The organism is Escherichia sp. E4385, assembly GCF_963883145.1.
Lineage (GTDB): Bacteria > Pseudomonadota > Gammaproteobacteria > Enterobacterales > Enterobacteriaceae > Escherichia.
In genome coordinates this window covers 223607-238443 of the sequence record NZ_CAWOOJ010000011.1, presented here as the reverse complement: position 1 = coordinate 238443, position 14837 = coordinate 223607, and the positions used below count along the sequence as shown (strand labels likewise).

Genomic DNA, 14837 nt, shown 5'->3' with positions numbered 1-14837 from the left:
CGTCAATGTGCTATAAATAAAGTATGTTGTAACTAAAGTGGTAATTTTATGGCCCGTTACGATCTTGTTGACCGACTCAATACGACTTTTCGCCAGATGGAACAAGAACTGGCAGCGTTTGCCGCTGAGCTTGAACAACACAAGTTGCTGGTTGCCCGAGTGTTCTCGTTACCGGAGGTCAAAAAGGAGGATGAGCATAATCCGCTTAATCGCATTGAGGTTAAGCAACATCTCGGGAAAGAAGCGCAGGCGCTGGCACTGCGTCATTTCCGCCATTTGTTTATTCAACAACAGTCCGAAAATCGCAGCAGCAAGGCGGCTGTTCGTCTGCCTGGCGTGTTGTGCTATCAGGTCGATAACCTTTCACAAACGGCGCTGGCAAGTCATATACAGCGCATCAATCAACTTAAAACCACTTTCGAGCATATCGTCACGGTTGAGTCAGAACTGCCTACGGCAGCGCGTTTTGAATGGGTACATCGTCATTTGCCGGGGCTGATTACCCTTAACGCTTATCGCACGCTCACCGTTCTGCACGACCCCGCCACTTTACGTTTTGGCTGGGCGAATAAACATATCATTAAAAATTTGCATCGTGATGAGGTGCTGGCGCAGTTGGAAAAGAGCCTGAAATCGCCACGTAGCGTTGCACCGTGGACGCGCGAGGAGTGGCAGGGAAAACTGGAACGCGAGTATCAGGATATTGCCGCCCTGCCACAGGATGCGAAGTTAAAAATCAAACGTCCGGTGAAAGTTCAGCCAATTGCCCGTGTCTGGTACAAGGGGGATCAAAAACAAGTTCAGCACGCCTGCCCGACACCGCTTATCGCGCTGATTAATAGGGATAATGGCGCTGGCATGCCAGACGTTGGTGAGCTGTTAAATTACGATGCCGACAATGTTCAGCATCGTTTTAAACCGCAGGCACAGCCGCTTCGTTTGATCATTCCCCGGCTGCACCTGTATGTTGCAGATTAACGCCCTGCTTTCATACTGCCGACCATCTGTTCTGGTCGTACCCAGCTATCAAACTCGGCTTCGCTAAGATAGCCCAGCGCAAGGGCGGCAGCTTTTAAGGTCAGCCCTTCTTTGTGCGCTTTTTTGGCGATCTCCGCAGCTTTGTCATAGCCAATATGGGTGTTTAGCGCGGTCACCAGCATCAGCGATTCATTGAGTAATTGGTTGATACGCTCACGATTCGGCTCTATTCCCACCGCGCAGTGTTTGTTAAAACTTTCCATGCCATCTGCCAGCAAGCGTACCGATTGCAGGAAATTGTGGATCACCATCGGACGGAAGACGTTCAATTCGAAGTTACCAGAAGCGCCGCCGATGTTGATTGCCACGTCATTCCCCATCACCTGGCAGCAAAGCATGGTTAACGCTTCACACTGCGTTGGGTTCACTTTTCCCGGCATGATTGAACTGCCCGGCTCGTTTTCCGGGATTGAGATTTCGCCAATGCCGCAACGTGGACCAGAAGCCAGCCAGCGGACGTCATTGGCAATTTTCATCAGTGACGCCGCCAATCCTTTTAACGCACCGTGCGCCTGAACCAGCGCATCACAGGTCGCCAGTGCTTCAAATTTGTTCGGTGCAGTAACAAACGGCGCACAGGTAATGACCGAAAGCTCGTCCGCCACGCGACGGGCATATTCCGGATGGGTGTTTAGTCCAGTACCCACAGCTGTACCGCCCAGAGCCAGTTCCGCCACGTGAGGCAGGCTGTATTCGATATGTTTGAGATTATGCTCAAGCATTGCTACCCAGCCGGAAATCTCCTGCCCCAAGGTCAGCGGCGTAGCGTCCTGCAAGTGGGTACGACCAATTTTGACGATATCAGCATACGCGCGGGATTTCTCATTCAGAGTTTGTGTCAGGGTTTTAAGTTGTGGAATGAGTTGCTTACGCAGCGCCAGCAGCGCCGCAACGTGCATTGCTGTTGGAAAGACATCATTGGAACTCTGGCTTTTGTTCACATCGTCGTTAGGGTGAACTTTACGTTCCATCCCGCGCACACCGCCGAGCAGTTCGCTCGCCCGATTGGCCAGTACTTCGTTCATGTTCATATTGCTTTGCGTGCCGGAACCGGTCTGCCAGATAGCCAGCGGAAACTCATCGTCATGCTGTCCCGCCAGCACTTCATCCGCCGCCTGCCGAATGGCACTCGCTTTCTCTTCAGACAGCAAGCCTAAATCTTCATTAACTTTTGCCGCTGCGCGCTTGGTTAGCGCCAGCGCATGAATCAGTGAGGTTGGCATTTTCTCCGTCGAAATGCGGAAATGCTCCAGCGAGCGTTGAGTTTGTGCGCCCCACAGCTTATCTGCCGGGACATCGATCGCACCCATCGAATCTTTTTCGCTGCGTACTGTTTTCATGGCCTGCTCCTCACCTGATTAATTTTTTTCTTCTTTGCTTACGCTAAGCAACTTTTAGCTCACTCATTATTTACTATTTGATAACAAATGTTTGGTATTTCGTGCCATGTAAAAAAGCCGCCCCGAAGGGCGGCTGCTTATTTCACGCAGCGGCTACACTGCGTGAGTTGTATCTGCTGGAAGAAGTCATTTCCTTTATCATCCACCAGGATAAACGCTGGGAAATCTTCCACTTCGATTTTCCAGATGGCTTCCATTCCCAGTTCCGGATATTCAACACATTCCAGACTTTTAATACTCCCCTGCGCCAGCACTGCCGCAGGACCGCCGATACTGCCGAGATAGAAACCGCCATGTTTTTTACAGGCATCCGTCACCTGCTGGCTGCGATTACCTTTCGCCAGCATGATCATACTGCCGCCCTGCGCTTGCAGTTGATCGACGTAAGAATCCATACGTCCGGCAGTCGTTGGGCCAAGAGAACCGGAGGCATAACCTTCCGGCGTTTTGGCCGGACCCGCGTAGTAAATTGGATGATCTTTAATATACTGCGGCAGCCCTTCGCCGTTATCCATCCGCTCTTTCAGTTTGGCATGAGCGATATCACGACCGACGATAATCGTGCCGTTAAGCGATAAGCGTGTAGAAACGGGATACTGCGACAACTGTGCGAGGATCTCTTTCATTGGGCGGTTAAGGTCAACGCGTACCGCTTCGCCTTCTCCCGCTTTACGCAGTTCTTCAGGGATGTATTTGCCAGGATTATGTTCCAGTTTTTCGATCCAGATCCCCTGACGGTTAATCTTCGCTTTGATATTACGGTCAGCAGAACAGGAGACGCCCATACCAATCGGGCAGGATGCGCCGTGGCGTGGCAGGCGAATAACGCGAATGTCATGGGCGAAATATTTCCCGCCAAACTGCGCGCCCAGACCGAGATTTTGCGCTTCAATCAGCAATTCGTTTTCCAGTTCCACATCGCGGAACGCCTGACCGTGCTCGTTCCCTTCCGTTGGCAGTTCGTCATAGTATTTAGCGGAAGCCAGTTTCACCGTTTTAAGGTTAGTTTCCGCAGAAGTTCCGCCAATAACGAACGCAATATGATACGGAGGACACGCCGCCGTACCCAGTGTGCGCATTTTCTCAACCAGATAATTTTTCAGTTTTCCCGGCGTCAGTAACGCTTTGGTTTCCTGATAGAGATACGTCTTGTTTGCCGAACCGCCACCTTTGGCGATACAGAGGAATTTGTACTCGTCGCCATCAACGGCATAAAGATCGATCTGCGCTGGCAAGTTAGTGCCGGTATTCACCTCTTTATACATATCCAGCGGCGCGTTTTGCGAGTAGCGCAGGTTATCTTCGATGTAAGTGTTATAGACACCGCGCGCCAGCGCCGCTTCGTCGCCACCACCGGTCCATACACGCTGCCCTTTTTTACCAACGATAATCGCGGTGCCGGTGTCCTGGCAGGTTGGCAGAACACCTTTTGCGGCGATATCGGAGTTTCGCAGGAATTGCAGTGCCACATACTTGTCGTTTTCGCTGGCTTCCGGGTCACGCAAAATATCGGCTACCTGCTGTTGATGGGCCGGACGCAGCATGAATGACGCATCATGAAACGCCTGACGCGCCAGAAGAGTTAACGCTTCTGGTGCAACTTTCAAAATCTCCTGCCCTTCAAATTCAGATACGCTGACATGTTCGCTGGTCAGCAGGTAGTACTCGGTATCATCTTTTTTGAGTGGGAAAGGAGCCTGATAATGAAAGGGTTTGTTTGACATTGTTCTCTCACTTACTGCCTGGTTTGGTTATGCTCTGGGCGGGTGTTCCGTTGCCCTGTTAAAAGCGAGTAACAATATCCTACACACTTTTTTAACAAAAACTGAGACTAGTACGACTTTTTGCGGCTCCAGGTTACTTCCCGTAGGATTCTTGCTTTAATAGCGGGATTAATTTCCACATCTAAACAGGGATTGATCATGCAAAAACTCATTAACTCAGTGCAAAACTATGCCTGGGGCAGCAAAACGGCGTTGACTGAACTTTATGGCATGGAAAATCCGTCCGGCCAGCCGATGGCCGAGTTGTGGATGGGCGCGCATCCAAAGAGCAGTTCACGTGTGTACGATGCCGCAGGAGATATCGTTTCACTGCGTGATGTGATTGAGAGTGATAAAGCGACTCTTTTGGGAGATGCCGTTGCCAAACGCTTTGGCGAGTTGCCTTTCCTGTTCAAAGTATTATGCGCAGCCCAGCCGCTCTCCATTCAGGTGCATCCAAACAAACGCAATTCTGAAATCGGTTTTGCCAAAGAAAATGCCGCCGGTATTCCGATGGATGCCGCCGAGCGTAACTATAAAGATCCTAACCATAAGCCGGAGCTGGTTTTTGCGCTGACGCCTTTCCTCGCGATGAACGCGTTTCGTGAGTTTTCCGAGATTGTCTCCCTGCTCCAGCCGGTCGCGGGCGCGCATCCGGCGATTGCTCACTTTTTGCAGCAGCCCAATGCCGAACGTTTAAGCGAACTGTTTGCCAGCCTGTTAAATATGCAGGGTGAAGAAAAATCCCGCGCGCTGGCGATTTTAAAATCGGCGCTCGACAGTCAGCAGGGTGAACCGTGGCAAACGATCCGTTTAATTTCTGAATTTTACCCGGATGACAGCGGTCTGTTCTCCCCGCTGTTGCTGAATGTGGTCAAATTGAATCCTGGCGAAGCGATGTTCCTGTTCGCTGAAACACCGCACGCTTACCTGCAAGGCGTGGCGCTAGAAGTGATGGCGAACTCCGATAACGTGCTGCGTGCGGGTCTGACGCCTAAATACATTGATATTCCAGAGCTGGTTGCCAACGTGAAGTTCGAAGCCAAACCGGCTAACCAATTGTTGACCCAGCCGGTGAAACAAGGTGCAGAGCTGGACTTCCCGATTCCGGTTGATGATTTTGCCTTCTCGCTGCATGACCTTAGCGATGAAGAAACCACCATCAGCCAGCAAAGTGCCGCCATTTTGTTCTGCGTCGAGGGCGATGCAACGCTGTGTAAAGGTTCTCAGCAGTTACAGCTTAAACCGGGTGAATCAGCGTTTATTGCCGCCAACGAGTCACCGGTGACTGTCAAAGGCCACGGCCGTTTAGCGCGGGTTTACAACAAGCTGTAAGAGCTTACTGAAAAAATTAACATCTCTTGCTAAGCTTATTAAAGGCTTATAACACCTTCAGGCGGCCAGTCCGCCTGATTTTATTTTATGGATAATCATTATGAATAAATCGCTGGTAGCGGTAGGCGTCATTGTTGCGCTCGGCGTAGTCTGGACAGGCGGCGCATGGTACACAGGCAAGAAGATTGAAACCCATCTCGAAGACATGGTCGCGCAGGCGAACGCGCAACTCAAACTAACAGCTCCTGAATCCAACCTGGAAGTGAGTTATCAAAACTATCATCGCGGCGTATTCAGCAGCCAGTTGCAACTGGTGGTGAAACCCATTGCCGGGAAAGAAAATCCGTGGATTAAAAGCGGTCAGAGCGTCATCTTCAACGAATCGGTTGATCATGGTCCCTTCCCCCTTGCCCAGCTTAAAAAACTGAACCTGATTCCGTCGATGGCATCAATTCAAACCACGCTGGTCAATAATGAAGTAAGCAAACCACTGTTTGATATGGCAAAAGGTGAAACGCCTTTTGAGATTAACTCCCGCATTGGTTACAGCGGTGATTCCAGTTCCGATATTTCGCTCAAGCCCCTGAATTACGAGCAAAAGGATGAAAAAGTCGCCTTTAGCGGCGGCGAGTTCCAGTTAAATGCTGACAGAGACGGCAAAGCCATCTCCCTGTCAGGGGAAGCACAAAGCGGTCGGGTGGATGCGGTTAACGAATACAACCAGAAAGTGCAGTTGACCTTTAATAATCTGAAAACTGACGGTTCCAGCTCGCTGGCAAGTTTTGGTGAACGCGTGGGCAATCAAAAAGTCTCGCTGGAAAAAATGACCATTTCAGTGGAAGGCAAAGAGCTGGCATTGCTGGAAGGCATGGAGATCAGCGGTAAATCGGATCTGGTCAATGACGGGAAAACGATCAATAGCCAACTGGATTACTCGCTAAATAGCCTGAAGGTTCAGAATGAGGATCTGGGCAGTGGCAAGCTGACCTTAAAAGTCGGCCAGATCGACGGTGAAGCCTGGCATCAGTTTAGCCAGCAGTATAACGCGCAAACTCAGGCGCTGCTGGCACAGCCAGAAATTGCCGACAATCCCGAACTTTATCAGGAGAAAGTGACGGAAGTCTTCTTTAGCGCCCTGCCGCTGATGTTGAAAGGCGATCCGGTGATTACTATCGCACCATTGAGCTGGAAAAACAGTCAGGGTGAAAGTGCGCTGAATCTGTCGCTGTTCCTGAAAGATCCGGCAACGACTAAAGAAGCGCCGCAAACGCTGGCGCAGGAAGTAGACCGCTCGGTTAAATCTCTGGATGCGAAACTGACCATTCCGGTGGATATGGCAACTGAGCTGATGACTCAGGTAGCGAAGCTGGAAGGATATCAGGAAGATCAAGCGAAAAAACTGGCGAAACAGCAAGTTGAAGGTGCATCAGCAATGGGGCAGATGTTCCGTCTGACCACCTTGCAGGACGATACCATCACCACCAGCCTGCAGTATGCTAACGGTCAGATCACGTTAAACGGACAGAAAATGTCGTTAGAAGATTTTGTTGGCATGTTTGCGATGCCAGCTCTTAACGTTCCGGCTGTACCGGCAATTCCGCAGCAGTAATTCACGGCCAAAACGCCGGAGAATTTTCACTCCGGCGTTTTTTCTCACTTCAGCATAAAGTCATACTGAATGCTCATTTTCACATCCCAGTAATTCAGGCGATCGCCAAACGCGCTGCCGTTGCGCTTTTCCCGTCCTTTATCGGCTGCAAGAAAGAAATTCATCCCTTGTAGCGGCCCTTCGCTAACCCGATAGTTCACGCCACCTAAGAGGCCCGCGCCTTCAATCCGCACGTCTCGTTTACTGGATTCATAGCCGCGGGTCACAATCGGTGCAAATGTCAGCGTAAATTGCGGGGTTAAACGATAATTGACGCCCAATTGCCAGGACTGCATTCCTTCGCGGTTACGATCAAGACTTAATGAAAAGGGATAGCCAATGTCGGTGTCCACTACGGCTCCATTCATCGCATGACGCAGATAACCGCCACTGCCAAATACGCTTCCCCACGGCGCGCTCCAGGTCAATTGTCCACTAACCAACGCCGTTTCATTGGGCTGGCTGGTATTACGACTTAAACCTTCGAGTTGCGCATAAAAGCCGAGCAACTCCCCTTTCAACGTATAATTCGGGTCGAGCGGTATGCTTTTCTCGAGAATACTTTGTATCTGATTGGAAACATCTTTCTGTACCGATGCCCCCAGAGAATAGCGACTGGTATCATCATGCCAACTGGCGGCTAAAAAAGAACGTGCGCGATGTTTATCGTATTTTCCCGTCTGGCTGTTATAAACCCCTTCATCACGAATACCGGTTGTTGAATCGGTCCATAAAAATACTCGTGAACGCCACATTCCCCACAATTCAATATTTGGCGTTAAAGCCCAGTAACCTAACGCCCCTTCGGAAACAGTCGGCAATGTCCGTTGCGAACTACCAGCAATTAACGGAATACGATAAGGTAAGCTGCCATAACTATAATCTGTTCCGAAGCGACCTAATTTAAGCAGGCTATTTTCACTGGGTTTTATTTTTACTGCCCCCAGGGCAAAGCCAAAACTTTTATCACCATCAAGATACCACCGGGTACTCATATCAGCACGAGCACCTAATTTATAAACATAATACGCCCCACCTTCGACACCAATAATATTAGAATAATAGCCACTATTAAAATCGAGTAATCCTCCCTGTACCCATGCGTAAATGTCTCTTCCCGCGCCAGCACTGGGCTTGTCGGCCCTGCGCAATTCATTTTTCAGTCTGATGCGTAGTCCCGCTTCATCGTCAGCCAGTTGTGCCGCGTTAGCGGTGGTAAGGCCAGAGGCAGCCGTCAGGGAAATAACGGCCATGGCCACTATTTTTCTCATAGTTGCACCTTTGATGTTCTGATTATTTTTATGGAATATTAATTAGTGATATCGCTGATTAATTGCTGCTGCATTTGTTTGCGATTATCAATTTCAACTACGATTTCTTTGAATTTTTTATCCGTGAGCGGATAAAACCAGATTATTATAAATGCCAGTAGCATAAACCCGCAGGGTACTAAGGCAATTGATGTGCGGATCCCCATAATAACTTCCGGTGTTTGCACCTGATTGGCAATATATCCGCTTAATCCCAAAATAAAGGCGGGAATTGATCCTCCTATTGCCTGGCCGCATTTGCGCGTAAATGAGAATAGCGAATAGGTAAGTCCTTCAATCCGCACACCGGTCAGGTATTCACCATATTCTACGGTGTCGGCCTCCAGCGCCCACATCACGGTCATGGTAATGCCCTGACCAATTGAAGCGATGGCTAATGCGACCAGTGCCACCGGCAGCGACCAGACGGAAACCCAGAAGAACAGCAGATAACCACAGGTTCCCAGCAGAGCACCAATCAGGAAGGTGTTCTTTTTACCGATTCTGGCGACCATCCCCGGCACCAGCGGTGCCGATGCCACGGTACCGACCAGGTTTTGCACCAGCACCAGCACGGTGAACAAGCCGGTATCATTCAACACATAGCGCACATAGAACAACAACGAGGCGCTAACAGCGAAGGTCGAAATCAGCACACACAGCGCTCCGATGCACAACATAAACAGCGGACGATTCCGTTTCAGCGTTTGCAGACTGATCTTCAATGACGGCTGTGCCACGATGCGTACCACATTCTCGCGCGTCGATTTAAAGCAGATGAAGTAAAGCACCATTCCGGCCATCGCCAGCACAATCGTCCAGAAATGGTATACCGACACCATCTCCTCCGGGCTGGAGTTCTTAATGCTCGGTCCTATCAGAAATGCCAGGCAGACAAAGGTCAATGAAGCGGCAATCCCGCGAGCCGCGCCCAGACGGGCGCGGGATTGTGGTTGTTGGGTCATCGCGGTAGCAAGTGAACCATAAGGAATATTCACCAGGCTGTAGCAAAGCCCGAGGCCCATGTAGGTCAAATATGCATACACCACTTTGCTGCTATGGCTCCAGTCGGTCGGCACCCAGAATACCAGCACGCTGAAGATCATTAACGGCGCTGTGCCGAAGAGTAAAAATGGGCGGAATTTTCCCCAGCGGGTATTCACACTGTCCACTACTCGCCCGGCCAGGACGTCGGCAAAGGCATCGAATACCCGCACCAGTAACAGCATGGTGCCCGCCGCAGCGGCACCGACGCCTGCGACGTCGGTGTAGTAACTCAACAGGAAGAGCGCCCCCATTGCGAAGGCGAAGTTATTGGCGACGTCACCGAGGCTGTAGCCGACGATGGTGCGCCAGGAGAGTTGTTGATTCATTGTTTGCCTCCCTGCTGCGGTTTTTCACCGAAATTCATGCCAGTCCAGCGTTTTTGCAGCAGGAAAGCCGCCGATTTCGGTTTGCGGTCGCGGGTGAAGATCCCTTTCTTGTTGCCGCCAACGCGCATAATGCCCTGCGAGGTCGCAAAATCAGCGAAGTTCCATACCTGTTCACCGACGACGGCGCTGACGCGATCAAAGACGCGGTGATACATATCCAGCCATGCACACTGATACTCTTCACTCCACATGTCGGTGTACATCGAGTGCAGTCCCGCTAACGTATCCACGCCGTATTCGGTGATGATAATCGGCTGATGCAGTTTCTCTTGCCAGGCAAGCAGTTCTTTTTCCAGTACCTTCTCTGCCGTTTCCAAATCGCCGCTTTGGACATACCAACCGTAATAACGATTCAGGCACAGCACATCAAAGAGATCGCTGATGGTATCGGTGTGAGCGTCGCAGAACATTACATTGACGCAGGTGATCGGTCGCGTCGGGTCGAGTTTACGCGTTGCTTCCGCCAGTGGTGCGAAATATTCTCGTGCACCTTGCGGACGGGTATCCGGTTCGTTGGCAATACTCCACATCACCACGCTGGGGTGGTTTTTGTCACGCGCAATCAGCTCTTTAATCGCCTGTAAGTGCGCCTGCTGAGTTTCCCCGTTGACGGCCTCTTCGCTGTAGAGTTCTTTTGGCTTGTTACCCGCTTCAAATCCAATGCCTAAAGAGAGGTTAAAGCCGACGGCAGCAGTTTCATCAATCACCACAATGCCATTTTCATCAGCCCAGTCGAGCATCTCTTCAGCGTAAGGGTAATGCGAGGTACGGTAAGAGTTGGCACCAATCCAGTCCATCAATGCGTGATCGTGCACCATCAGCACGTTATCGAATCCTTTACCGCGTAAATCCGCATCTTCATGGCGACCAAAACCAGTGAAGTAGAACGGTTTGTGGTTGATCAGGAACTGTTCGCCCTTCACTGCCACTGACCGGATGCCGACGCGCAGCGGGTAGATATCACACTCTGTCTGGCTTTTGGCTGTGACGCACAGTTCATAGAGATAACCTTCACCCGGTTGCCAGAGGTGCGGATTCACCACTTGCAAAGTCCCGCTGGTGCCTTGTCCAGTTGCAACAACCTGTTGATCTGCATCACGCAGTTCAACGCTGACATCACCATTTGCCATCACCTGCCAGTCAATAGACGCGTGGTTACAGTCTTGCGCGACATGCGTCACCACGGTGATATCGCCCACCCAGGTGTTCGGTGTGGTGTAGAGCATTACGCTGCGATGGATCCCGGCGTAGTTAAAGAAATCATGGAAGTAAGACTGCTTTTTCTTGCCGTTTTCGTCGGTAATCACCATTCCCGGCGGGATAGTCTGCCAGTTCAGTTCGTTGTTCACACAAACGGTAATACGTACACTTTTCCCGGCAATAACATACGGCGTGACATCGGCTTCAAACGGCGTATAGCCGCCCTGATGCTCCATCACTTCCTGATTATTTACCCACACTTTGCCGTAATGAGTGACCGCATCGAAACGCAGGACGATACGCTGCCCCGTCCAGCCTTTCGGTATAAAGACTTCGCGCTGATACCAGACGTTGCCCACATAATTACGAATATCTGCATCGGCGAACTGATCGTTAAAACTGCCAGGTACAGCAATTGCCCGGCTTTCTTGTAACGCGCTTTCCCACCAACGCTGAGAGATTCCACAGTTTTCCCGATCCAGGCTGAATGCCCACAGGCCGTCGAGTTTTTTGATTTCACGAGTTGGGGTTTCTACAGGACGTAACATAAGGGACTCCTCATTAAGATAAAAATACTGGTCAACCTTTAATCTGATTAGTTAACCAATTCTGTGTTGAACACAGTTATCTGTGAGAAACCCATGGAAGAGAAATGGAAATAAAAAGAACTGACACCGCGATCAAAAAACCAAAAACTGCAATACCCACAGCGTGATATGGATCGCATTAATCTTTAAAACAGCGTTGACAGAAGACACAAAATAAGCAATCGAACGCTCGTTCGATTGCTTATAAAACGATAAATTCCCATGACATATGGTTTCGACGAATGTTTTAGTAGGATTTTTCGACCAGGGGAGAACGCTTTTTGTTCAGCAGTGTTGAGGCATTGAACGCGGGCACTCTCTTCACCGGCCCGCGGAAAGTGAGGATCAGGATGCGGTCAAGATACCGCCAATCATCGCACGTAGCCCCTGGGCAAATAACGCTTCTCGCGCCAGGTCTTCCGCTTCGATATCGGCCAGCACGCCATAGGTCAGATCCAGCAGTAAACGAGAGGTCATTGCCGTGTTAATGTCAGGGCTTATCTCGCCTTTTTGCTGGGCATCCCTCATGCGCTGGGCAATACATTCCGTGATGGTCAGATGTTTATTCTTAAGCATGGTGGCAACCTGTGGATTGCGCATCCCTTCTGCCATAATTTCGACCACCAGCGCTCGTTGTCCAAAGGCTTCATGGGTGAGAGAGACTATCGACTCGACCATATAGTCAACGAAATGGATCCCTTCAATCGGTTCCCGGAAGCGGGCCAACGCCCTCTCCTGGTCCTGGAGAATAATCGCCTGAATCAAGGCTTCTTTCGAAATGAAGTGGTGATAAAGCGTCCCGGGACTGATAGCGCAGGATTTACAGATGGCTTTCATTGAGGCACTGTGAAATCCATTTTCTGAAAAAATCTCTCTGGCAGCATTGAGGATCCGGGTCCGTGTCGGTTGTGCTTCAGTTTGCATGTTATCCATCGTTAAACCAATATAGTTAGCATGAATAACTAGTTTACCGCGTTGTCCGGTGAGCGCCTATCATTGCAGTTGAATTGTGCGAAGGTACACCCGTTTCGTTTACTATTTGCACGATAATTGGTCAACCAACAGACGGAATTTGGCTACCAGTTGTCTGGTGGAGGCTTTTCCCTACTCGACAAGCGGTGTCGGTAAACAACACTCACTCGGTTGTTTACCGACCTGTTAGCGTATTAATTAAGTTCCTGTACCCCACCGCCGGAGACGGTGAGTATTTGCCCGCTTATCCAGCTGGCAGCTGGGGAACAGAGGAATAGCGCCGCGTTGGCAATATCTTGCGGTTGGCCCAGACGCCTGATTGGCGTGTGCTGCAACATTTTCTGTTCAATTTCTGGTGTAATAACGGATTTCAGGGCATCAGTTAATATTGCCCCAGGCGCTATGCCATTTACCCGAATATTTTTTTCACCCAGGTCAAACGCCATATTCCTGACCAGATGGCTGGCCGCCGCTTTAGATGACGCATAGGAGGTCATGTTTTTATTTTTATTTTCTGCCGCCATAGATGTGATGGTCAAAATAACGCCTCCGCCATTTTTTTCCATTTCAGGCGCAATGAGTTGTGACAGACGGAAAAAAGAAAACACATTCAGTTCATAAGCGCGGCGGAAATCCGCCATTGGCATATCAAACGGTTTAGGACCACCACCACCAGCATTGTTAACCAGAATATCAACTTTGCCCAGCTTACTGATGGCAAAGCCTGCCAGAGCAGATAACTCCTGTTCGGAAGTAATATCACAGCGCCAGGCAAATGCCTGCCCACCCAACTGTTGAATTTCATCTACAACATGATTAGCTGCATCGGCGTTAATATCACTGACCACCACAGATGCGCCAGCTGTCGCGAATGTAATGGCGATTTCTTTACCAATACCTGCACCCGCACCTGTGATGATGGCGCATTTTCCGTCGAGTCTCAGGTTGTCAGAATTAAACACATAAACCTCCTGTGAACTTCAGTAAAAATAAAAGGCACCGCCTGTATGCCACATTTTTTATCATTAACTTTGAGGAAAGGACACTACCAGGTATAGCAGATAAAGAGAGGATTATTTCGCCGCAATGAGCCGGGCAGGAATAATAAGATTACGTGAATGCGTCTCTTCATGAGTGATTTTTTGCATCATGCGATCCGCAAGTGTCGTACCAAGTTCCCGCGCAGGCGTGCTGGCCCAGGTAACGGGTATATCATCAAGCGCAGTTGGCGTCGCATCGGTAAATGCCGCCAGTGAAACCTGTTGTTCAAAGTAACGATCGACGCCACTTTCGCCGCTTTGCCGCCCTGCTTTCAGCAAGCCAAACCATGCACCCATTGCTATGGTTTCGTTATAACAAACCACGGCGCTGATGGTCGGGTTATGGCGCAAAAGCGCCGTAATGGCTTCCGCAGCTTGCTTCTGACTCGAGGCACACTCCAGTACCCAATCACTGTGAAACGGCAGGCTGAATTTTAATAGTGTCGCGCAATAGCCACCCACTCGTTCCGCACGGGTTAAAGAGGAACTTTGCCCTCCCAGCCAGGCAATACGCTGGTGTCCATTGCGAATGAGATGCTCCGTCAATAACTGCGCTGCCTGCATGTTATCCGGGCGAACAGTATCAACATCATCAAGATAGCTGGCGCGGGAAGCGAAAATCACCGGAATACCTTTTTCTTCTGCCATGCGCCGCAGGTCATCACTGCTCCCTGCCGCACCGGCAATGACGACACCATCGACGCCCTGGTTCAGTAGCAGTGAAAAGCGCTGGGTCAGTTGCTCGCCGTCTTTACCGCCGTGGAGCAAAAAAACCATTCGCCCCTGCGCTTCCAGTGCCTCCGTCAGCCCGGCTGTCAATTCAGCGTAAAACGGCGCAGACAAGTCACGCACAATTAAGCCAACCACACCACTCTGCCCGCCGCGTAGTGCCGACGCCTGGCGATTGCGCACAAACCCCAGTTCTTCAATGGCGGCGTTAACACGTTCTCCTGTGGCGGTAGAGATTCGCCCTTTGCCACTAAGCACCAGCGAAACGGTACTAACCGATACGCCCGCAGCGAGCGCAACATCATGAATGGTGATTTTTTTGGCGGTAGCCATGCAGATGACCTACTCCCTGATTATGTGACAGATAAAACGTTTTACCTTT

At 50.4% G+C, this 14837-nt stretch carries 11 protein-coding genes; 3 read left to right on the top strand and 8 right to left on the bottom strand.

The window, feature by feature from the left end; all coding sequences use genetic code 11:
- Positions 1–48 precede the first annotated feature (48 nt).
- Positions 49–978: a DNA replication terminus site-binding protein gene (tus, locus tag AACS80_RS11045; RefSeq protein WP_130219049.1), complete on the top strand. Its 930-nt coding sequence runs from the start codon at positions 49–51 to the stop codon at positions 976–978.
- Here the strand turns inward: tus and fumC are convergent.
- Together fumC and fumB are read right to left on the bottom strand one after the other, a co-directional pair.
- Entirely contained in the window at positions 975–2378 is a 1404-nt protein-coding gene (fumC, locus tag AACS80_RS11040) for a class II fumarate hydratase (RefSeq protein ID WP_130258959.1), read from the bottom strand. The two genes, tus and fumC, sit on opposite strands and share 4 nt — an antisense overlap.
- 137 nt (positions 2379–2515) lie before the next feature.
- Positions 2516–4162 carry a class I fumarate hydratase gene (gene fumB, locus AACS80_RS11035; RefSeq protein WP_130209333.1) on the bottom strand — a complete coding sequence of 549 codons (1647 nt, stop codon included), beginning with the start codon at positions 4160–4162 and terminating at the stop codon, positions 2516–2518.
- 198 nt (positions 4163–4360) lie between these two features.
- Between fumB and manA the strand changes: the two genes are divergently transcribed.
- A complete protein-coding gene (gene manA / locus AACS80_RS11030) occupies positions 4361–5536 on the top strand; it encodes a mannose-6-phosphate isomerase (protein WP_135410689.1) in 1176 nt (391 codons plus the stop codon).
- A 100-nt stretch (positions 5537–5636) separates the two neighbouring features.
- A complete protein-coding gene (locus tag AACS80_RS11025; protein ID WP_135410688.1) occupies positions 5637–7145 on the top strand; it encodes a YdgA family protein in 1509 nt (502 codons plus the stop codon).
- Between the two features lie 44 nt (positions 7146–7189).
- Here AACS80_RS11025 and uidC read toward each other — a convergent pair whose 3' ends face one another.
- The 6 genes from uidC to malI form a co-directional block, all read right to left on the bottom strand.
- Positions 7190–8455: a glucuronide uptake porin UidC gene (uidC, locus tag AACS80_RS11020; RefSeq protein ID WP_138183787.1), complete on the bottom strand. Its 1266-nt coding sequence runs from the start codon at positions 8453–8455 to the stop codon at positions 7190–7192.
- Positions 8456–8493: 38 nt separating this feature from the next.
- On the bottom strand, positions 8494–9867 hold the full coding sequence (uidB, locus tag AACS80_RS11015; RefSeq protein WP_130209341.1) for a glucuronide transporter: 1374 nt from the start codon (positions 9865–9867) through the stop codon (positions 8494–8496).
- Positions 9864–11675 (bottom strand): beta-glucuronidase, encoded by a 1812-nt coding sequence (gene uidA, locus AACS80_RS11010; protein WP_130209343.1) that lies wholly within the window; start codon positions 11673–11675, stop codon positions 9864–9866. Before uidA ends, uidB begins: the two co-directional genes overlap by 4 nt.
- Before the next feature lie 384 nt (positions 11676–12059).
- Entirely contained in the window at positions 12060–12647 is a 588-nt protein-coding gene (gene uidR, locus AACS80_RS11005; protein WP_130209345.1) for a DNA-binding transcriptional regulator UidR, read from the bottom strand.
- A gap of 233 nt (positions 12648–12880) precedes the next feature.
- Positions 12881–13648, bottom strand: coding sequence for a 7-alpha-hydroxysteroid dehydrogenase (hdhA, locus tag AACS80_RS11000; RefSeq protein WP_130209347.1), 768 nt, complete (start codon positions 13646–13648; stop codon positions 12881–12883).
- 111 nt (positions 13649–13759) lie between these two features.
- Complete coding sequence (malI, locus tag AACS80_RS10995; protein WP_130219033.1) at positions 13760–14788, bottom strand: mal regulon transcriptional regulator MalI; 1029 nt, start codon at positions 14786–14788, stop codon at positions 13760–13762.
- Positions 14789–14837: the final 49 nt, after the last annotated feature.

Bases quoted from the DNA above. Each gene is read 5' to 3' on its own strand.
- tus (WP_130219049.1), top strand. From the start codon at position 49: ATGGCCCGTTACGATCTTGTTGACCGACTCAATACGACTTTTCGCCAG.
- fumC (WP_130258959.1), bottom strand. From the start codon at position 2,378: ATGAAAACAGTACGCAGCGAAAAAGATTCGATGGGTGCGATCGATGTC.
- fumB (WP_130209333.1), bottom strand. From the start codon at position 4,162: ATGTCAAACAAACCCTTTCATTATCAGGCTCCTTTCCCACTCAAAAAA.
- manA (WP_135410689.1), top strand. From the start codon at position 4,361: ATGCAAAAACTCATTAACTCAGTGCAAAACTATGCCTGGGGCAGCAAA.
- AACS80_RS11025 (WP_135410688.1), top strand. From the start codon at position 5,637: ATGAATAAATCGCTGGTAGCGGTAGGCGTCATTGTTGCGCTCGGCGTA.
- uidC (WP_138183787.1), bottom strand. From the start codon at position 8,455: ATGAGAAAAATAGTGGCCATGGCCGTTATTTCCCTGACGGCTGCCTCT.
- uidB (WP_130209341.1), bottom strand. From the start codon at position 9,867: ATGAATCAACAACTCTCCTGGCGCACCATCGTCGGCTACAGCCTCGGT.
- uidA (WP_130209343.1), bottom strand. From the start codon at position 11,675: ATGTTACGTCCTGTAGAAACCCCAACTCGTGAAATCAAAAAACTCGAC.
- uidR (WP_130209345.1), bottom strand. From the start codon at position 12,647: ATGGATAACATGCAAACTGAAGCACAACCGACACGGACCCGGATCCTC.
- malI (WP_130219033.1), bottom strand. From the start codon at position 14,788: ATGGCTACCGCCAAAAAAATCACCATTCATGATGTTGCGCTCGCTGCG.